Origin of the sequence: Streptomyces sp. NPDC005533 (assembly GCF_042871845.1) — a bacterium.
GTDB lineage: Bacteria > Actinomycetota > Actinomycetes > Streptomycetales > Streptomycetaceae > Streptomyces.
Genome location: NZ_JBIAJH010000066.1, coordinates 1 through 19,795, shown reverse-complemented (window position 1 = coordinate 19,795; position 19,795 = coordinate 1). Strand labels below are relative to the sequence as shown.

Below are 19,795 nucleotides of genomic sequence, written 5' to 3'. Positions count from 1 at the left end.
AAGCGACCGCTCCGATCCCCGCCGCCACAGCGGCATGAGACGGCTCTCAAGAGCCCGTCACTGCGGCTTGACAGCATCATTGGGAATCTCCTTGCATGCCACCGGAGGAAAGGTGGAACCGGTTACCGGAGTGCCGGATCCGACTCCTTGTGGTCACCGGCCCCTCGAAGGGTTGCCTCGAGCCGGGAACTTTTTACGGGTCACCTCGGACGTCAACCCCGTTCCAAGACAGGGGTTTTGCCCGCATACCCTTGCCGACGTCAAGGTGTAGCGCCGTACTCGGCGGATCGCTCCCCTGAGGGAGGTGGGAATGGGTCTCATGGACACGGATCACACGGGGCTGGTTGTCGCGGCGCAGGCCGGTGACGATCGGGCGCGCGAGGAACTGATCGCCGCGTACCTGCCGTTGCTCTACAACATCGTCCGGCGAGCTCTGAACGGCCATGCCGACGTCGACGACGTCGTCCAGGAAACCCTGGTGCGCGTGGTGCGCGACCTGCCTGCCCTGCGTGCCCCGGAGAGCTTCCGGTCCTGGCTGGTGTCGATCACGCTCCGCCAGCTCCATACCCACTGGCAGCGACAACGCGCCTTCGCCGGCCGGACCACCGTCATCGACGAGGCACTCCCGATACCGGACGCCGGCGCCGGACCCCAGGACATGGCGATCCTGCGTCTGCACGCGTCGGACGAGCGCCGTCAGGTCGTCGAAGCCGGCCGCTGGCTCGACGCGGACCATCGGGTGCTGCTGTCGCTGTGGTGGCAGGAATGCGCCGGACTGCTGAGCCGTGACGACATCGCCGCCGCGACGGGGCTCACCGTCGCCCATGTCGGAGTACGCCTGCAACGGATGCGCGAGCAGCTGGACCTGAGCCGGACGATCGTCGCCGCGCTGGAAGCCCACCCGCGCTGCCCGCAGTTGGACGAGACCGTCGCCGGCTGGGACGGTCTTCGTACGTCGGTGTGGCGCAAGCGGATCGCACGGCACACCCGCGACTGCCGGGTCTGCACGGCCACGACGACCGAACGGGTCCCTGCCGAACTGCTGCTCCTCAGCCTCGCACCGCTGGCCGTCCCGGCAGGACTCGTCGCCGCGCTGACCGCCAAGGGCCTGCTGTCGGGTACGGCCGCGAGCGCCGCCGGGCTGGCCACGGCACCCGTCGCCGTCGGCACGGCGACGGGTGGAGGCGCTCTGCACGGTTCCCTGATCGCCAAGCTCCATGCGGTGACCGCTCAGCAGCTGGTGGGCCTCGCCACCGGCGCGGTGCTCGTCGCCGGGGCCGCCACCTACGCCGCCTGGCCCGAACCGGCGCATCGGGCGCCCGGCGTCATGGCCGCTCCCACGGTCGGCGCCCCCACGCCGATCCCGTCGAGCACCCCCACGTCGGCCGCTCCGTCCCCGGTGAATCCGTCCGCCGACGCGGGCACTGTTCCGCTGGGCGCACAAGCACTGGAGTCCGTGGACGAACCCAACCTGTACCTCGCGTATGCCGGCGACTTGGCGACGCTCGGCCGGGTCTCCGCGTCCAGCAGCGCGCAGACACGGCAGCGGGCCACGTTCACGGTCGTCCGCGGGCTGGCCGACGCACGGTGCGTCACCCTCCGCGTCGCCGACGGCCGCTATCTGCGCCATCGTGAACTGCGCCTTCGGCTGAGCGCCGACGACGGCAGCGAACTGTTCCGTGAAGACGCGACCTTCTGTCCGCGCGCCGGGGCGGCGGCCGGGTCGGTGACCCTGCACGCGCACAACTATCCCGGATCGGTCATCCGCCACCGCGACGGCGGCATCTGGCTCGACGGCTCCGACGGCACACGGGCCTTCGCCGACCAGGCATCCTTCATCGTGCGCGGGGGCCTCGGCTGAGAACCGCTCCGTGAGCATTGCGGACCGAATGGCGCGGTGCCGGCCGGCGATCCCGCACGGCGAATCGACACTGCCGGCCAGGGTGACGCGCCCTTTGCACGGGACGACCAGGCGGCCGGGCCCGACGTAACGCTTTTTGCCTGCGAGATGCATCACCGGGAAATCGTCGGGGCGGCGCGACTTTTTCGTTACGCGGCCACGAGTTCGGGGGCCTCCACTTCGTGGGGTGTTCTTCCCGTCGTTCACCACGTGTGCCGGCGTGGGAGGTTCCCCCACTTCCCCGTCGATGTATCCGCTGAAGAAAGCGCCTCCCATGAACCAACACACATCAGGCCGCACCGGCCGACGCGCCCACGATCACGGCGCCCAGGGCGACCCGCGGTCCCCGAGGAGAACCACGAAGGGCCTGCACCGGCTCGGCCGGCGCGGCCGGACCCTGACGATAGGCCTGTCGGCCGCGACGCTGCTGGCTGGTGTCCTGACGCTTCTCCCCGACTCGGCCGGAGCGGCGAGCCTGGGTACACAGGCGACCCCCTCGGGCAGGTACTTCGGCACGGCCGTGGCTGCCGGGAGGCTGGGCGACTCGACGTACGCCGGGATCGCGGACCGGGAGTTCAACATGATCACCCCGGAGAACGAGATGAAGTGGGACGCCGTCGAACCGTCCCGCGGCAACTTCACCTTCGGCCCCGCCGATCAGATCGTCAACCGTGCCGCGGCCCACGGTCAGCGCCTGCGCGGCCACACCGCGGTCTGGCACTCGCAGCTCCCGTCCTGGGTCGGCTCCATCGGCGACGCGAACACGCTGCGCAGCGTGATGAACCACCACATCACCACCGAGATGACCCACTTCAAGGGCAAGATCTACGCCTGGGACGTGGTCAACGAGGCCTTCGCCGACGGAGGCAGCGGCCAGCACCGCAGCTCGGTGTTCCAGAACGTGCTGGGCAACGGCTTCATCGAGGAAGCCTTCCGCACCGCCCGGGCAGCCGACTCCTCGGCCAAGCTCTGCTACAACGACTACAACATCGAGAACTGGTCGGACGCCAAGACCCAGGGCGTCTACGACATGGTCAGGGACTTCAAGTCCCGCGGCGTGCCGATCGACTGCGTCGGGTTCCAGAGCCACTTCGGCGCCGGCGGGCCGCCGGCCGGCTTCCAGACCACCTTGTCCAACTTCGCCGCCCTGGGTGTCGACGTCCAGATCACCGAGCTGGACATCGCCCAGGCGTCGCCCACCCACTACGCCAACACGGTCAAGGCCTGTCTGTCCGTCGCCCGGTGCACCGGTATCACGGTGTGGGGCATCCGTGACAGCGACTCCTGGCGCAGAGGCGAAAACCCCCTGCTGTTCGACAACAACGGCAACCCCAAGGCCGCCCACGCCGCCGTCGTGAACGCCCTCAAGGCCGCTTCCGCCACCGGCGGGACCAGTACCGGAGCGATCAAGGGCGTCGCCTCCGGTCGCTGTATCGACATCAACGGTTCCACCACCGACAACGGCACCCAGGCGCAGCTGTGGGACTGCCACGGAGGAACCAACCAGCGCTGGACGTACACCTCCGGCAAGCAGCTGATGATCTACGGCAACAAGTGCCTGGACGCCAGGGGTACCGGCAACGGCTCCGCGGTGGTCATCGAGGACTGCGACGGCGGCGCCGGCCAGCAGTGGAACATCAACACCAACGGCTCGATCGCCGGTGTCCAGTCCGGGCTGTGCCTCGACGCCGTCGGCGCGGCCACCGCCAACCGCACCAAGATCCAGCTGTACGCCTGCTGGTCCGGCGGCAACCAGAAGTGGACCGGGCTGTCCGGGACGCCGGCCCCGACGACGCCCGCCCCGACGGGCGGCCCGTGCGCTCTTCCGTCGACGTACCGGTGGACGTCGACGGGTGCGCTGGCGCAGCCGGCGAACGGGTGGGCCTCGCTGAAGGACTTCACCACCGTGACGTACAACGGCAAGCACCTGGTCTACGGGTCGAACTTCTCGGGATCGTCGTACGGCTCGATGATGTTCGGTCCCTTCACGAACTGGTCGGACATGGCGTCGGCCGGCCAGTCCGGCATGAGCCAGACCGCGGTGGCGCCCACGCTGTTCTACTTCGCGCCCAAGAAGATCTGGGTGCTGGCGTACCAGTGGGGCGCCTGGCCCTTCATCTACCGCACGTCGAGCGACCCCACCAACCCCAACGGCTGGTCCGCGCCGCAACCGCTGTTCACCGGAAGCATCCCCCGCACCGAGTCCCCCACCGGCCCGATCGACCAGACGCTGATCGCCGACGACCGGAACATGTATCTGTTCTTCGCCGGGGACAACGGCAAGATCTACCGGGCGAGCATGCCGATCGGGAACTTCCCGGGGAACTTCGGCTCCTCGTACACGACGGTCATGAGCGACACGCCGGACAACCTGTTCGAGGCGCCGCAGGTCTACAAGGTCAAGGGCCAGAACCAGTACCTCATGATCGTTGAGGCGAGGGGCGCGAACGGGCGCTACTTCCGCTCGTTCACGGCCTCCAGCCTGGGCGGTGCGTGGACCCCGCAGGCCGTGACCGAGAGCAACCCCTTTGCCGGCAAGGCCAACAGCGGTGCCACCTGGACCAACGACATCAGCCACGGTGACCTGGTCCGCGAGAACCCCGACCAGACCATGACCGTCGACCCCTGCAACCTGCAGTTCCTCTACCAGGGCAAGTCCCCCACCGCCGGCGGCCCCTACGACCAGCTGCCCTACCGGCCGGCGCTCCTCACCCTGCAGCGCTGACCCGCCCGCCCGGTCCACCGTCTCCGAGGAACCCCAGCCGTGCGCCGGCTGGGGTTCCTCTCCCCCGAAGCCGGGATGGAGCGGCTCGCCTCGCTCCATCGGCAGGTGACCGGATCCGGCCGGTTCGGCATCCCGGCGGTCGCTCACGGGGAGTGCCTGACCGGGTTGACGTCGGGGGCGACGGTCTTCACGTATCGGGGCCGACGCGAGCCGCCGGGACGCCGGTGTCGGTGATCCGGCGGCCAGGCCCCCGGTCCGCCCGCCGATCGGGCCGGCGCGGACAGATCAGGGGCGGACTCGCGGGTGGTCAGGCGGGTCGGGAGGATCAGCGGGCTGGGGCGGTGTCCTTCGATGGCGCTGACCGGCATCCTGGCCATCTCCTGCCCCAGCGCCCGGACCGGCTGACGGCCCGTGGTCGGCGGCGGGCTGGTGTGCCGGGCGCTCGCGAGGTCGTTGAAGCCGATCACCGCGATGTCCTCGGGCACCCGGAGCCCCCGTTCTCGCAGGGTGCGCAGCGCGCCGATGGCCATCGCGTCGGAGGCCGCGAACACCGCGTCGGGGTCGGGGTGCGCCCGGAGCAGTCGCTCCATCGCCTCGGCGCCGCCGTCCTCGGTGAAACTGTCCGGCCTCGACCCCGCGCAGCGGCAGGCCGGACAGGGTCAGACCGCCGTTGAATCCCTGCTCCCGGGCGAGGGAGGCCCTGGTGTCCACCTGCCCGGTGATCATGACGGGCCGCCAGCGGCCCGTGCGCGCGAAGGGCTCCGCGGCCAGCCGGGCACCGCCCCGGTTGTCGGCGTCCACGTATCATCTGGGCTCCCCGGCGAGGGGCGCCTCAACTCCGACGGATCCATCGTCGGGGTCCAGTCCGGCCTCTGCCTCGACGCCACCGGCGACGGCACCGCCAACGGCACACCGATCCGGCTCTGCTCCTGCTCGAACGGCAGCAACCAGCGCTGGAACCACACCTGAACCACTGAAAACCCACGGCGTCGCGGCCTCCCCCGCGCCGGCGTGCCGTTCCACCCGGCGGTGGCGGCCCCCGGGCGGCTCGTCCGGCGGTGTGCGGCGTCAGTTGCCCCGGGCGTGCGGGACGTTGCCGTAGTAGGCGTCCGGTCCGTGCTTACGGGTGAAGTGCCGCTCCAGCAGATGCCTCGGCGGCTCGGAGGTGCCCCCGAGGCGGGACCCCAGCGCCAGTGTGTGCAGCGCCATCTCCGCCACGGCCTCGCAGACGATGGCGTTCTCCAGCGCTGCATGCGCGGTGGCGCCCCAGGTGAAGGGGCCGTGTCGGGAGACGAGCGCCCCGGGGACCTCGTCGGCCCGACGGGGGTCGCCGTCCAGCCGGGCAACGATCACCTGGCCGGTGTGGTACTCGTAGTCCTGCGCGCACTGCTCGGGGGTGAGGTCCGCCGTCACGGGGACGGGCCCGTTGAAGGTGTCGGCGTGTGTCGTGCCGAGGACCGGGATCGGGCGGCGCGCCTGGGCGAAGGCGACGGCGTGCGCCGAGTGCGTGTGGGTGACGCCACCGATGGAGGGGAAGGCCCGGTAGAGGCACCGATGGGTTTCGGTGTCGGTGGACGGCCTGAGGTTCCCGTCGACCACCCGCCCGTCCTCGAGCGCCACCGCCACCAGGTCCTCCTCGGTGAGGTCGGCGTAGGAGACCCCGGACGGCTTGATGACGAAGACGCCGGCGTCTCGATCCACTCCGCTGACGTTTCCCCACGTGAGGGTGGCCAGACCAGCCTCCGGGATGCGCAGGTTGGCCGCGAGGACCTCGCGACGGAGGTCCTTGAGGAGGGTCCCGCTCACTACGCTTCCACCGTCTCTCTCCGACATGCGCGGCGGCTTCCTGACGTCCGCAGCCTCGATCAAATTGTGAGCGCTAACAAGTAGAAATCTCAAGAGGTGCGGAACAAGATTCCTCCCCATACCCTGTGGTTCTCCCGAGATGATGTGAGCGCCAACATCAATACTCCGCCAACACCTCCCGGGCGGTCCGAGATGTGTGCGGGCCTCGGCTGGTTCGGTACCTTGAGGGAAGGCCGCTCGATGGAAAGGAAGAGAGTTGACCCAGCTCCCAGACGTCTCGCGAGCGCCCACGATGACGGACGTCGCCCGCGTCGCCGGCGTGTCCCATCAGACCGTTTCACGGGTGCTCAGCGATCACCCGAACGTCAGCGCCAGGACCCGGGCCGCGGTGACGCAGGTCATCGAGCAGCTGGGGTACCGGCGCAACTCGGCGGCCCGGGCTCTGGCCACGCGCCGGACCCACACGCTGGGCGTCATCGCGGTGAACACCACTTTGCACGGGCCCGCCAGTACCGTGGCGGGAGTGCAGGAGGCGGCTCGGGACCGGGGCTACCTGACGTCCGCCGTCACGCTTCGGACGGCCACGCAGACGGCCCTCGCCGAGGCCATGCAGCACCTCGCCGGGTGGGGCGTGGAGGGGATCGTCGCCGTCACTCCCCAGCGCGCCGCGGTGAGGGCCCTGGCGGCATTGGAAGCACCGTGCCCGGTGGTCACCGTGGAAGGCGGCCACACCCTGGACCTGCCGGGGGTGTCGCTGGACCAGAACCTCGGCGCCCGCCTGATCACGGAACATCTCCTCGCCTCGGGCCACTCCACCGTGTGGCATGTCGCGGGCCCTCCCGACTGGCTCGAGAGCGAGGCCCGCACGCAGGGGTGGGAGGAGGCGCTGCGCGATGCCGGCGCCGAGGTGCCGCCCCTGCTGCGCGGTGACTGGAGTCCGCTGTCGGGATACCAGGCCGGCCAGCAGCTCGCGGGTCGGGTACGGGCGGCACGAGGGCAGGAAGCGGGCCTCACCGCGGTGTTCGTCGCCAACGACCAGATGGCCCTCGGTGTCCTGAGGGCCTTGCGGGAAGCGGGCCTGCGCACGCCGGAGGACGTAGCGGTGGCCGGCTTCGACGACATCCCGGAGGCGGAGTTCTTCCCGCCCCCGCTGACGACGATCCGTCAGGACTTCGCCTCGCTCGGTCGCGACAGCATCGGCCTGCTCCTGGACCACATCGAAGGCCGGACCGACGAGTCGACGCACCTGGTGGTGGCGCCCGAGCTCATCGTCCGCGCCAGTACGGCCCGCAGGACCGCTCCACCCGGCGAATGACCCCCACCGCCTGGCGGTGGACGGAACCGACCCGCCCCTCCTGGCCGTGACCACGGCAAAGCTGTGGATCGCCGTCGACGGGTACAGCTCGCCCGGGCGCAGGAGGACCGTCGGGCAGTCGGGGCCGCTCGGCGAGTCCGCGTCGTGCCGGGTTTCCAGCACGACCCCCGCGTAGCCGGCCGCCGTCCGGCCTGCGCAAGAACAGGCTGACGCCCGTGCGGTGCCCGGAGTGGCAGGGTTCCCACGACCACGCGCCGGTCGAGCTTCTCGGGACCCCCGTTCAGCGTGTGCCCGGCCTCCTGGGTGGCGGGCCGGTGGGTGACGCCGTCTACGACGAGCCGTCCGCGCGCGATGCGGTGGGCGTGACGGCCCGCCGCGCCGCGAGGAAGCGGGCGGCGCCCTCGCAAGTGGCGGGCCCGCGGGCCGTGAGCACCACATCGGCCGTGCGGCCCCAGCCGTCCGGCAGGATCACGGATGGAGGCGGGCGCCGCGCGGAGGCCTGACCGACGGATTCGTACGCGCGTGCCCTGGAAGCCGGCCCATTGGGGGTGCCGCGAAGGAAGCTGGACGGGCAGCACCCGCACCCGGTGAAACGGGCTGCGGAGCCGAGTCAGTCGGCGGCGGGGCGGCGGCCGCTCATCAGACGTTGCAGCACGATGAACACGAGCAGCAGGACGCCGATGACGATCCGGGTCCACCAGGAGCTGAGCGTGCCCTGGAAGTTGACGACCGTCTGGATCATGCCGAGGACGAGCACGCCGAGGGCCGTGCCCAGGACGAAGCCGGAACCTCCGGTCAGCAGCGTGCCGCCGATCACGGTGGCGGCGATCGCGTCGAGTTCCATGCCCATGGCGTGGAGGGCGTAGCCGGAGAGCATGTAGAAGGTCAGCAGCAGGCCGCCGAGTGCGGAGCACAAGCCGCTGACGGCGTATACGGCGATCTTGGTGGAGCCCACGGGAAGACCCATCAGGCGTGCGGAGGTCTCGTTGCCGCCCAGCGCGTACACGTTGCGCCCGAAGCGCGTGTAGTGCAGGACGACGAAGGCGATCACCAGCACGGCCGTGGCGATGACCACCGGGATCGAGACGAACAGTCCCCCCGGGCCGTACAGCCGGGTCTGCGCGATTCCCGCCGTGGTGGGGTCGCTGATCGTGATGGATTCGGTGCTGATGGTGTAGCAGAGCCCGCGGGCGAGGAACATGCCGGCCAGAGTGACGATGAAGGGCTGGATCTCGAAGGTGTGGATGATCCATCCCATGAGCGTCCCGCTCGCGGCGCCGACCAGCAGGACCAGGGGGATGACGGCGGCCAGGGGCCAGCCGTGCGACTCGACCAGCCAGGCGGTGAGCGTGGTCGACAGGGCCACCATGGAGCCGACGGACAGGTCGATGCCGCCGGTGAGGATGACGAAGGTCGCCCCGACCGCGACGACCAGGAGGAATCCGTTGTCGATCAGCAGGTTCAGCACGACTTGCGCGGAGAGGAAGCCGTCATAGCGCACCGACCCGACGCTGAACATGACGACCAGCAGGACGGCCGTGACGATCAGTGGGATACGGGTGCGGGTGCGCGGGGACACCGTCGCGAGGGGGCGGGTGAGGCCGGCGGCGGCGCTCGCGATGCCGGTACTCATGCGCGTACCTCCTTCTGCTGCGGGGCGGCGCCCGCCGTGGTGTGGGATCGGGAAGTGGTTGCCCTGCGGCGGCGCAGGACCTTGGCCCGGAAGACCGGGGACTGGACGAGGCAGACGGCGATGACGACGAAGGCCTTGAAGACGAGGGTGGTCTCGGGTGGGACGCCGAGGGTGTAGACGGTGGTGGACAGGGTCTGGATGATCAGGGCACCAAGGACGGTGCCGCCGAGGGAGAAACGTCCTCCGGTCAGGGCGGTGCCGCCGACCACGACGGCGAGGATCGCGTCGAGTTCGATCCACAGGCCGGCGTTGTTGCCGTCGGCGCTGGAGACGTTGGAGCTGATCATCAGCCCGGCGACGGCGGCGCACAGCGCGCTGAAGACGTAGACCAGGGCGAGCAGCCCGCCGGCCCGGATGCCGACCAGGCGGCTGGCGGCGGGGTTGCCGCCCACGGACTCGATCAGCATGCCGAGTGCGCTGCGACGGGTGACGAAGGCGGTGAGCGCGACGAGGGCGGTGGCCAGGAGGACGGCGAACGGGAAGGTCAGCCAGTAGCCTCCGCCGATCATCTTGTAGGGGGCGCTGGTCACCGTGACGATCTGACCGCGGGTGATCAACTGGGCGACGCCGCGGCCGGCGACCATGAGGATCAAGGTGGCCACGATGGGCTGCACTCCCAGACCGGACACCAGGAAGCCGTTGGCGAGGCCCAGTACGAGGGCGACGCCGAGCGCGAGGGTGACCGCCGTCAGCATGGTGGCGACGCTGCCGGGATGTGCGGCGGTGGAGATATGTCCACAGGCGAGGGCGCCGGCGATGGCGACGGTGGAACCCACCGAGAGGTCGATGCCGCGGGTGGCGATGACGAGGGTCATGCCGAGCGCCACGAGGGTGAGGGGCGCGCCGAACTGGAGGATGTCGATGAGGCTGCCGTAGAGGTGGCCGTCTCGTACGCGGACGGAGAAGAAGTCGTGGTGGAACGCGAGGTTGCCGAGGAGCAGCGCGAGCAGGATGAGCGTGGGCCACAGCAGGCGGTGGCCGGCCAGGCGCCTCCCGGTTCCGCCGACCGCCTTGGGTTTGGCAGGCTGGGTGGTCATGAATCCGCTCCGGTGGCGATGGTCGTGAGGATGCGTTCGGGCGTGACGGTGTCGTCGTTGGTGAGGGTGGCCACCATCCGGTGGTCGCGGAGCACGGCGATGCGGTGGCTCAGGCGCAGGACCTCTTCGAGTTCCGCCGAGATGAACAGCACGGCGGTGCCTTCGCCCGCCTGACGGGCCACGAGTTTCTGGATCTCCGCCTTGGCCCCGATGTCGATGCCCCGGGTGGGTTCGTCGAGGATCAGGAGCCGGGGTGCGGTCAGCAGCCAACGCGCGAGGAGGACCTTCTGCTGGTTGCCTCCGCTGAGGTGGCGTACCTGCGCTTCGGGGTCGGCGGGGCGGATGTCCAGGGCTCCGATCCAGTGCCGCGCCAGTTCGTCCTGTTTAGCCCTGGTCAGCGGTCTGGTCCAGCCGCGGGCGGCCTGCAGGGCGAGGACGACGTTCTCGCGGACGGTGAGCTCGCCCACCAGTCCCTCGGACTTGCGGTTCTCGGAGCAGAACGCGATGCCCCGGGCGATGGCGTGGCGCGGGGTGCGCAGGAGTACCGTCTTGCCCTCGATGCTCACTTCTCCGGCGTCCGCGCTGTCCGCTCCGAACAGGAGGCGGGCCACCTCGGTGCGGCCCGAGCCCAGCAGGCCGGCCAGTCCGATGACCTCACCGGCATGGATGTCGAGGTCGTACGGTTCGATCGAGCCCGCGCGGGTCAGTTGTCGTGCCTGGAGGAACGGCTCGCTGGTCGCCCGTTCGGCCGCTTCCTCGCGCGCACGGTCGGACAACTGGTCGAGGGTCGCCAGCTCTCCGCCGATCATGCGCTGTACCAGCGTCACCGGAGTGAGTTCACCGATGGGGTACTCGCCTTCCAGGCGGCCGCCCCGCAGGATGGTGACGCGGTCACAGAGATCGAAGACCTGGTCGAGGAAGTGCGTGACGAACAGGATGGCCACACCGCGGTCCCGCAGGCGCCGCACCAGGGTGAAGAGCTGGGCGACCTCCTCGCGGTCCAGGCTGGAGGTGGGTTCGTCCAGCACGAGCACCTTCGCCGAAACGTCCACCGCCCGGACGATGGCGACCAGTTGCTGCACCGCCAGGGAGTGCGAACCGAGCAGACCGGTGACGTCCAGGTCGAGGTCCAGTTCCGTCAACAGCTCTGCCGCCCGCTGCCGCATCGCGGACCAGTGGATGAGACCCAGCCGGCGCGGTTCGCGCCCGATGAGGATGTTCTCGGCGACCGAGATGTTCGGGCAGAGGTTGACCTCCTGGTAGACGGTGCTGATTCCGGCCTGCTGCGCCTGGAGGGGGTCTGCGAACGCGTGGGGCCGGCCGTCGACGTGGATGGTGCCGCCGTCGGCGGGGTGGACACCGGTGAGCACCTTGATCAAGGTGGACTTCCCGGCGCCGTTCTCGCCCATGAGGGCGTGCACCTCACCGGGGAAGAGCCGCAGGGCGACTCCGTCGAGGGCGAGCACGCCCGGGAACTGCTTGCGGATGTCCTGGGCTTCCAGGACCGGCCGCGGCCGCGGGCCGCCGGCGTCCGTGGGCCGCGGGGTGGACGGGGATGCCATCCGCCCTCCTCTCGTGGGTGGGGTGGTGGAGCGGACTGGCGGTGCCGGGGATCGCGGGCTCCGCACGATCCTGAGGAGGACCCGGGCCGAGCCTCCCGCGGCACCGGCCGGCCGCGTCAGTAGTTCCGGGAGGGCAGCGCGGCCGCGGCCTTGTCCTGCGGGAAGACACCCTCCTGGGTCTCGACCCGGGTCGGCACGCTCTCCCCCGCGACCACCTTCTTGGCCAGCTCCATCAGCTGGTCGCCGAGCAGGGGGTTGCACTCCACCACGACGTTGATCTTGCCCTCGGTCATCGCGACGAAGGCGTCCTTGATTCCGTCCACCGAGATCACCTTGATGTCCGTTCCGGGCTTCTTGCCGGACTCCTCGATGGCCTGGATGGCGCCGAGCGCCATGTCGTCGTTGTGCGCGTAGAGGACGTCGATGTCCTTCTGCGACTTCAGGAACGCCTGCATGACCTCCTTGCCCTTGGCCCGGGTGAAGTCGCCCGACTGCGAGGCGACGATCTTGAATTTGCCGTCGGTTCGGATGGCATCGGCGAAGCCGGCCTTGCGGTCGTTGGCGGGTGCGGAGCCCGTGGTGCCCTGGAGCTCGACGATGTTGACCGGGCCCTGCTTGTTCGCGTACGCGCTGGTCAGCCACTCGCCAGCGGACTTGCCCTCCTTGACGAAGTCCGAGCCGAGGAAGGTCTTGTAGAGGGAGGTGTCCTTGGTGTCCACGGCGCGGTCGGTGAGGATGACCGGGATGCCGGCGTCCTTGGCCTCCTTCAGCACCGTGTCCCAGCCGGACTCCACGACCGGCGAGAAGGCGATGACGTCGACCTTCTGCTGGATGAAGGTGCGGATCGCCTTGATCTGGTTCTCCTGCTTCTGCTGCGCGTCGGAGAACTTGAGCTCGATCCCGGCCTTCCTCGCCGCCTCCTGGACGGACTTGGTGTTGGCGGTGCGCCAACCGCTCTCGGCGCCGACCTGGGCGAAGCCCATGGTGATCGGGCCGCCGGAGTTCGCCTTGGCCCCGGCGGCCGGGCCGGAGGCGGGGCCCTCGGTCGAGCAGGCGGTCAGCGCCGAGGAGGCGAGGAGGGCGGCGGTGAGGACGAGGGCTGCTCTGCGAGCCATGACGGGTGTCCTTTCGGATGTACGGAAGAGCCGCACGGCCGGGGCCGGGCTGTGCCGGGGGGCAGGGGCGGGGCGGGGTCGGAGCCGGGATAGGAGCCGGGGCCGACAGGAGACGGATGCCCTCGGGAGGGGGGCACCGTCGCATTGTGAGCGTTAACAAGCCCGGTTCTCAACCCCCTTGTACGTGTTACCTGTCCGTTGCCGCGCGCCACGCGCGTCAACGGGGCAGACTCCACCCGTGCGCGAGACCGTCGGCTTCACCCTCCCGACGGGGCGCATCAACCGGCCCCGGATCGATGGCGATCGAGGCGAGCCCCCGTATACGGAGGCCGCCACGCCGGGAGAGAGCTCCGACGTGATCCACGCAGAGCTCTTGCCTATCGACATTGTTAGCGCTCACAATGCGAGGGCAGCGAACCCCGCGGACCGCCGGGACTGCCCGGACCGCCGGAACCGCCGGGACTGCCGGGACTGCCCGGACTGCCGGGACCGCCGGGACCGCCGGGACCGCCAGGAAGGCATCTCGGCTGCCGGGCCGCGCCGCCCACCACCCCCACGGCTCCTTCGAAAGGCACTCCGTTGACGTCACCCCATCATCTCGCGCCCACCCCGCCTTCCGAGGAATCGGAGCAGTACACGGTCGGCGTGGACTTCGGGACCCTGTCGGGCCGCGCCGTGGTGGTGCGGGTTCGCGACGGTCAGGAAATGGCCGCGGCGGTCCACGCCTACCGGCACGGCGTCATCGACCGACACTTGCCGCACGGCGGGGCGCAACTGCCTCCGGACTGGGCCCTGCAACACCCGCAGGACTGGCGGGACGTACTGCGCCACGCCGTCCCGGAGGCCGTGGCGGCGGCCGGAGTCGATCCCGCCGCGGTGATCGGCATCGCCACCGACTTCACGGCCTGCACCGTCCTGCCCACGCTGGCCGACGGAACTCCCCTCGCCGAGACCGACCTCGCCGAACGGCCGCACGCGTGGCCGAAGCTGTGGAAGCACCACGCGGCCCAGCCCCACGCGGACCGCATCAACGAACTCGCCCACGCCCGCGGCGAGGAGTGGATCACCCGCTACGGCGGGCGGATCTCCGCGGAATGGCAATTCGCGAAGGCCCTCCAGGTCCTGGAGGAGGATCCGCTCGTCTACGAGAGTTGCGCGCGGTGGATCGAGGCCGCCGACTGGATCGTGTGGCAGCTCACCGGAGCCGAGTCCCGCAACGCCTGCACGGCCGGGTACAAGGGCATCCACCAGGACGGCGCCTACCCGAGCGAGGAGTACCTGGCCGCGCTGAACCCCCGGTTCGCCGACTTCGCCCGTACCCGCCTCGCGTTCCCCCTCTCCGCGCTGGGCTCACGCGTGGGCTCGCTCAGCACGGAGGCGGCGGCCCGCACGGGGCTGCGCCCCGGCATCGCCGTTGCCGCGGGCAACGTCGACGCCCACGTCACCGCAGCGGCGGCCCAGGCAGTCGAGGACGGTCAACTGCTCGCCATCATGGGGACGTCCACCTGCCACGTCGTGAACGCTCCCGTCCTCGCCCACGTCCCCGGCATCTGCGGTGTCGTCCCCGGCGGGATCGTCGATGGAGCCTACGGATACGAGGCCGGCCAGAGCGCGGTCGGCGACATCTTCGCCTGGGTGCTGGACCAGGGCGTCCCGCCGGACTACCTCGCCGAGGCCGCCGACCGCGGCGAGGACCTCCACACCCTGCTGACCCGGAAAGCCGCCCTGCAGCCGGTCGGCGGCCACGGACTGGTCGCCCTCGACTGGCTGAACGGCAACCGTTCCGTCCTCGTCGACCACCACCTCTCCGGAGTCGTCGTGGGGCTCACCCTCGCGACGCGTCCCGAGGACGTCTACCGTGCGCTGCTCGAGGCAACCGCGTTCGGCACCCGCGTCATCGTGGAGGCCCTTGAGCAGGGCGGCGTACCGGTGCGCGAGTTCATCGTCGCGGGCGGACTGGCCAAGAACGAACTGCTGATGCAGATCTACTCCGACGTGCTGCGCCGCCCCGTTTCCCTGGCCGCGTCCGACCAGGGCCCTGCCCTCGGGTCGGCCATCCACGCCGCCGTGGCCGCCGGCGCGCACACCGACGTCCGCACGGCCAGCGCCGCCATGGGCCGCCGACGGCCTGCGCTCTACACGCCCGACGCCTCCCGTGCCGACGCCTATGACACCCTCTTCGCCGAATACCGGCTCCTGCACGACCACTTCGGCACCCGCGGCCCGCTGCACCGCCTGAGGCGGATCCGGGATACGGCCCGCGCCGCGGGCTGACCCCCCGCTCTTCCTTCCCGTTTCCCCGCCCGCCCGCCGGCCCCACCATCGTTGCAGGACGTCACCTTCAGGAGTCCATGTGCCCAGCCAAACATCCCCCGCCCAGGAGATCTGGTTCCTCACCGGCAGCCAGGGCCTGTACGGGGAGGAGACGCTGAAGCAGGTCGCCGAACAGTCACGGCAGATCGCCACCGCGTTGGCCGACGCCTCCGGCATTCCCGCGCGCGTGGTGTGGAAGCCGGTACTGACCGCTGCCGATGCCATCCGTCGGGTGTGCCTCGACGCGAACGCCGACGACCGGTGCATCGGGCTCATCGCCTGGATGCACACCTTCTCGCCGGCCAAGATGTGGATCGCCGGACTGGACGCGCTGCGCAAGCCGCTGCTGCACCTCCACACCCAGTCGAATGTGGCCCTGCCCTGGGACACCATCGACATGGACTTCATGAACCTCAACCAAGCCGCCCACGGGGACCGCGAGTTCGGACACGTCCAGGACCGCCTCGGCGTACCCCGCAGAACCGTGGCCGGCCACGTCACCGACCCGGCGACGACCGCACGCGTCGCGATCTGGGCACGGGCGGCTGCCGCACGCTCCGAACTGGCCACCCTCAAGGTCGCCCGCTTCGGCGACAACATGCGCGACGTGGCCGTCACCGAGGGCGACAAGGTCGAGGCCCAGCTGCGCTTCGGCGCCTCGGTCAACACCTACGGCGTGGGCGACCTGGTGCAGGTCGTCGACAGCGCGGACGAGACCGGGGTGGCTTCCCTCGTCGAGGCGTACCAGGACCTGTACCACCTGACGCCGGAACTGCGACCGGGAGGCGACCGGCACGACGCGCTCCGTTACGCGGCCCGCATCGAAGTGGGCCTGCGGACCTTCCTCGAAACGGGCGGTTTCGGCGCCTTCACCACCAATTTCGAGGACCTGGGCGGACTGCGCCAGCTGCCCGGCATCGCGGTCCAGCGGCTCATGGCCCGGGGATACGGTTTCGGAGGAGAGGGCGACTGGAAGACCGCCGTCCTCCTGCGCGCCCTCAAGGTCGCCGCCGCCGGCCTCCCGGGCGGCACCTCCTTCATGGAGGACTACACCTACGACCTGACACCCGGCAACGAGCTCATCCTCGGCGCGCACATGCTCGAGGTCTGTCCCACCATCGCGTCAGCCAGGCCGAGGTGCGAGATCCATCCCCTCGGCATCGGTGGGCGGGAGGACCCGGTGCGCCTGGTGTTCGACGCCGCCCCGGGTCCGGCCGTCGTGGTCGGCCTCGCGGACCTCGGCGACCGCTTCCGCCTGATCGCCAACGACATCGACGTGGTGGCACCCCCCCACCCCCTGCCTGCCCTGCCCGTGGCCCGCGCGGTCTGGCGGCCCCGCCCCGACCTGCGGACCTCCACCGAATCCTGGCTGACGGCCGGAGGACCGCACCACACCGTCCTCAGTACCGCCCTCACCTCCGACCACCTCGACGACCTGGCGGAAATGCTCCGCACGGAACTCGCCCTCATCGACGAGACCACCACCACGAAGCAGTTCCGGCGCGATCTCCGCTGGAATCAGGCGTACTACCGGTTGGCACGGGGGCTGTGAACCAGTGTGCCCGGAGCGGCCTGCCGCACCGGGCGGCCACCCGCCGGGCGGCCCGGGCCCGGCAAGATCCGAAAGGGACGGCCTAGCGGGCCGACAGACGGGTGGGGTCGGCGATGATCCGCTGAACGGTCGACCATGCCGCGCCCAGCACCGGTCCGCGCCGGCCCAGGGCGGAGGGGCGTTCGAGCACCTGGACCAGCTCGCCCTGGAACACCTCCTCGGCGCCCGCTGAGCCGGTGCGCCCGCGAGCCGGGCCGTGGCGGCTCCACGGTCCGGGTCCGCAAGGTAAGGGTGTGGCGCCCGGGCCCATCAGCCAGGAGCGGTGAGCTTCATCCTGCGGGGTCCTCCGCCTGCGCGCGGTGCGCGGTGATCAGGCCCCGGTACCAGTGGTAGCTGTCCTTGGGCGTCCGGGTCAGGGTGTCGTGGTCGACGTGGACCAGGCCGAAGCGCTGACGGTGGCCGCGCGCCCCATCGAAGTCGTCCCGCAGCGACCATACGTAGTAGCCGCGCACGTCCACCCCCGCGGAGATGGCGTCGGCGACGGCGGCGAGGTGGTCCGCCAGGTAGGTGATCCGCGCGGTGTCGTGGACCCGGCCGTCGAGGCCGACGGTGTCATCCTCCGCGGAGCCGTTCCCGGTGATCCAGACCGGCGGAAGCCGCGGGTAGCGGGCGTGGAGTTCGCGGAGCAGTTCTGTGAGCGCGTCCGGGACGACGGGCCATCCCATGGTGGTGCGCCGGGTCCTGTACCGGTCGAGCTCGGTGACGCCGATGTCCACGGCGGTACGCATGTCGGGGTCGGCCTCGCGGTGAGGGGCGGCGGCGAACGTCACGGGACGGTAGAAGTTGACTCCGAGGAAGTCCAGCGGGGCGCCGATCAGCTCCAGGTCGCCCGGCAGTCGCCAGGGGCCGTCGGCGAGGCCGGCCCAGGTCTCGGCCTCGTGCGCGGGGTAACGGCCCGCGAGGAGCGGCTCGGTCCAGAGCTCGTTGTGGAGGACCCTGGCGCGGCGCAGGGCCGCCCGGTCCTCGGGGAGGGCGGAGGCCAGGTGGATGCGGTCGAGGTCGAGGGTGATCCCGACCTCCTGGGCGCCCGCGGCACGCAGCTCCCGTACCGCGAGGCCGTGGGCGACCAGCAGGTGGTGTGCGGCCGCCAGCGCGCCGCGGCCCCCCTCGGCACCGGGTGCGTGCCGCCCCTCGGCGTAGCCCACGAAGGCGGAGCAGGACGGCTCGCTGAGGGTGATCCAGCGCTCCACCCGGTCCCCGTAGCGCTCGGCCGCGAGGGACGCGTACCGCGCGAACGCCTCGGCGGTCTGCCTGACGCGCCAGCCACCGCGGTCCTCCAGGGCTTGGGGCAGATCCCGGTGGTAGAGGGTGACGGCGGGGGCGACTCCGACGGCCAACAGATCGTCGATCAGGCGGTCGTAGAAGTCCAGGCCCTTGGGGTCGACCGGGCCGGTGCCCCCGGGCAGCAAACGGGGCCAGGCGATCGAGAAGCGGTAGCCGTCGACGCCGAGCCCGCGCAGCAGGGCGATGTCCTCGCCGTAGCGGTGGTAGGGGTCGCAGGTGGTGTCGCCCGTGGCACCGGCGAACGTACGCCCGGGGGTGTGGCTGAAGGCGGTCCGGATGGACGGGCCGTGGCCGTCCTCGTCGTGGACGCCCTCGATCTGGTAGGCGGCGGTCGCGGCACCGAAACGGAACCCGGCTGGCAGTTCCGGGAAGGCCGGGGTGCTCATGGGCGGTACCTCATGGGTCTGTCGGGCTCCTCGGTCTCGGGGGCATGGCGCGGTGGGTGGAGCGGCCGGGCGCGCGGGCCCCCCTCGCGCGGTTGCCCGGTCCGGTGGCACGGGGCGCTCAGAGCTCCGGAGCCAAGCCGCGCTCGCGCAGCCAGGACAGTCGGACGGGTGGGTTGGAGCCGTAGCCGCCGCCGTGGTCGCCGAACGGCCACACGGTCACGCCGCTTTCCTCGCCCGCGTACCGGTTGAAGGCGGCGCAGACCGTGGAGGGCGGGCAGACCGGGTCCCTCAGGCCCACGCTGAACAGCGTCGGCGCGGTGGCGCGCCGGGCGAAGTGGACACCGTCGAAGTGGGCGAGGGCGGCGAACGCCGGCTCCACGCGGTGGCGGCTGTACCGGCGCAGGTACGCGGCGATCTCCTGGTACGGACCGTCGTCGCAGGTCTCGGCAGCCCGGCGGAAGTGGCACAGGACCGGAACGTCCGGCACGGCCGCCGCCACACGGTCCCGGGCAAGACGGGCGCCGGCGAGCGCCGGACCGCCGCCCTGGCCGGCTCCGGCCACCAGACCACCGCCCTGGCCGGCTCCGGCCACCACGGGCGACGGGTGGGGCGTGGGCTGCGGCGGACCGGCACAGTGGTCGGTGGGCAGTCCGCGACTCCGCCGTGGCCCATGGAGGTGACGACGACCGGCAATCGTCCGGCCGTGTTGCTGCGGGCGCGGCAGCCAGGCGGCCACCGGCTCCCCGTTCCAGCCGGGCGAGCGCCCGTCGTCCGCTGCGACGGTGCTCAGCAGGCGCTGGGCGGTGACTCCCTTCCGCCTTGGTCGACGCGTCGTGCGACCGGGCGCCGGCAAGAACCTGCCGACAGAAGGCGTCGAAGTCGGCTGGCTCGGACAAGTGTGGTCGGTGGTCGCCGAGTTCCTCCGCCTCGGGGTCGGTGAGCGGCATGGGGCCTCCATACCTTTCTTCGTGGGTTGATTCGGGTCATTCGTAAGATCGGGACACCCAGGGGAGTCGGGTGTGGCTGGCATGGGGTAGCCGCTGTTGT

15 protein-coding genes and 1 pseudogene are annotated in these 19,795 nt (G+C 70.9%); 6 read left to right on the top strand and 10 right to left on the bottom strand.

Going from position 1 to position 19,795, the window contains the following annotated elements; all coding sequences use genetic code 11:
• Positions 1–319: 319 nt before the first annotated feature.
• Both ACFYP3_RS34610 and ACFYP3_RS34605 read left to right on the top strand, forming a co-directional pair.
• Entirely contained in the window at positions 320–1,861 is a 1,542-nt protein-coding gene (locus ACFYP3_RS34610) for a sigma-70 family RNA polymerase sigma factor (RefSeq protein ID WP_388841617.1), read from the top strand.
• Positions 1,862–2,174: 313 nt separating this feature from the next.
• Positions 2,175–4,625: a non-reducing end alpha-L-arabinofuranosidase family hydrolase gene (locus ACFYP3_RS34605; protein WP_388841614.1), complete on the top strand. Its 2,451-nt coding sequence runs from the start codon at positions 2,175–2,177 to the stop codon at positions 4,623–4,625.
• A 143-nt stretch (positions 4,626–4,768) separates the two neighbouring features.
• Here ACFYP3_RS34605 and ACFYP3_RS34600 read toward each other — a convergent pair whose 3' ends face one another.
• A complete protein-coding gene (locus ACFYP3_RS34600) occupies positions 4,769–5,215 on the bottom strand; it encodes a substrate-binding domain-containing protein (RefSeq protein ID WP_388841611.1) in 447 nt (148 codons plus the stop codon).
• A gap of 238 nt (positions 5,216–5,453) precedes the next feature.
• Between ACFYP3_RS34600 and ACFYP3_RS34595 the strand changes: the two are divergent.
• Positions 5,454–5,594, top strand: a pseudogene (locus ACFYP3_RS34595) (RICIN domain-containing protein); the annotation flags it as partial.
• Between the two features lie 99 nt (positions 5,595–5,693).
• Here ACFYP3_RS34595 and araD read toward each other — a convergent pair.
• Positions 5,694–6,431 carry an L-ribulose-5-phosphate 4-epimerase AraD gene (gene araD, locus ACFYP3_RS34590; RefSeq protein ID WP_388841608.1) on the bottom strand — a complete coding sequence of 246 codons (738 nt, stop codon included), beginning with the start codon at positions 6,429–6,431 and terminating at the stop codon, positions 5,694–5,696.
• Positions 6,432–6,723: 292 nt separating this feature from the next.
• Between araD and ACFYP3_RS34585 the strand changes: the two genes are divergently transcribed.
• Positions 6,724–7,746, top strand: a complete 1,023-nt coding sequence (locus ACFYP3_RS34585) for a LacI family DNA-binding transcriptional regulator (RefSeq protein WP_388841620.1) — start codon at positions 6,724–6,726, stop codon at positions 7,744–7,746.
• A 328-nt stretch (positions 7,747–8,074) separates the two neighbouring features.
• Here ACFYP3_RS34585 and ACFYP3_RS34580 read toward each other — a convergent pair whose 3' ends face one another.
• The 5 genes from ACFYP3_RS34580 to ACFYP3_RS34560 all read right to left on the bottom strand — a co-directional run bounded on the left by ACFYP3_RS34580 (position 8,075) and on the right by ACFYP3_RS34560 (position 13,153).
• Positions 8,075–8,218, bottom strand: a complete 144-nt coding sequence (locus ACFYP3_RS34580) for a hypothetical protein (RefSeq protein WP_388841605.1) — start codon at positions 8,216–8,218, stop codon at positions 8,075–8,077.
• Between the two features lie 138 nt (positions 8,219–8,356).
• Complete coding sequence (gene yjfF / locus ACFYP3_RS34575; protein WP_388841602.1) at positions 8,357–9,379, bottom strand: galactofuranose ABC transporter, permease protein YjfF; 1,023 nt, start codon at positions 9,377–9,379, stop codon at positions 8,357–8,359.
• On the bottom strand, positions 9,376–10,476 hold the full coding sequence (locus ACFYP3_RS34570) for an ABC transporter permease (protein ID WP_388841599.1): 1,101 nt from the start codon (positions 10,474–10,476) through the stop codon (positions 9,376–9,378). The genes yjfF and ACFYP3_RS34570 overlap by 4 nt, the downstream gene beginning before the upstream one ends.
• Positions 10,473–12,038 (bottom strand): sugar ABC transporter ATP-binding protein, encoded by a 1,566-nt coding sequence (locus ACFYP3_RS34565; protein ID WP_388841596.1) that lies wholly within the window; start codon positions 12,036–12,038, stop codon positions 10,473–10,475. The genes ACFYP3_RS34570 and ACFYP3_RS34565 overlap by 4 nt, the downstream gene beginning before the upstream one ends.
• Positions 12,039–12,154: 116 nt before the next feature.
• Positions 12,155–13,153, bottom strand: coding sequence for an ABC transporter substrate-binding protein (locus ACFYP3_RS34560; RefSeq protein WP_388841593.1), 999 nt, complete (start codon positions 13,151–13,153; stop codon positions 12,155–12,157).
• A 579-nt stretch (positions 13,154–13,732) separates the two neighbouring features.
• On the opposite strand from ACFYP3_RS34560, the gene araB reads away from it, so the two are divergent.
• Positions 13,733–15,427 carry a ribulokinase gene (gene araB, locus ACFYP3_RS34555; protein ID WP_388841589.1) on the top strand — a complete coding sequence of 565 codons (1,695 nt, stop codon included), beginning with the start codon at positions 13,733–13,735 and terminating at the stop codon, positions 15,425–15,427.
• Between the two features lie 79 nt (positions 15,428–15,506).
• Positions 15,507–17,018, top strand: coding sequence for an L-arabinose isomerase (araA, locus tag ACFYP3_RS34550; protein WP_388841586.1), 1,512 nt, complete (start codon positions 15,507–15,509; stop codon positions 17,016–17,018).
• Between the two features lie 82 nt (positions 17,019–17,100).
• Here araA and ACFYP3_RS34545 read toward each other — a convergent pair whose 3' ends face one another.
• The 3 genes from ACFYP3_RS34545 to ACFYP3_RS34535 all read right to left on the bottom strand — a co-directional run bounded on the left by ACFYP3_RS34545 (position 17,101) and on the right by ACFYP3_RS34535 (position 19,343).
• On the bottom strand, positions 17,101–17,232 hold the full coding sequence (locus ACFYP3_RS34545; protein WP_388841583.1) for a hypothetical protein: 132 nt from the start codon (positions 17,230–17,232) through the stop codon (positions 17,101–17,103).
• Positions 17,233–17,347: 115 nt separating this feature from the next.
• Complete coding sequence (locus ACFYP3_RS34540) at positions 17,348–18,748, bottom strand: GH1 family beta-glucosidase (protein WP_388841580.1); 1,401 nt, start codon at positions 18,746–18,748, stop codon at positions 17,348–17,350.
• A 118-nt stretch (positions 18,749–18,866) separates the two neighbouring features.
• Positions 18,867–19,343, bottom strand: a complete 477-nt coding sequence (locus ACFYP3_RS34535; RefSeq protein ID WP_388841577.1) for an acetylxylan esterase — start codon at positions 19,341–19,343, stop codon at positions 18,867–18,869.
• Between the last annotated feature and the right edge of the window lie 452 nt (positions 19,344–19,795).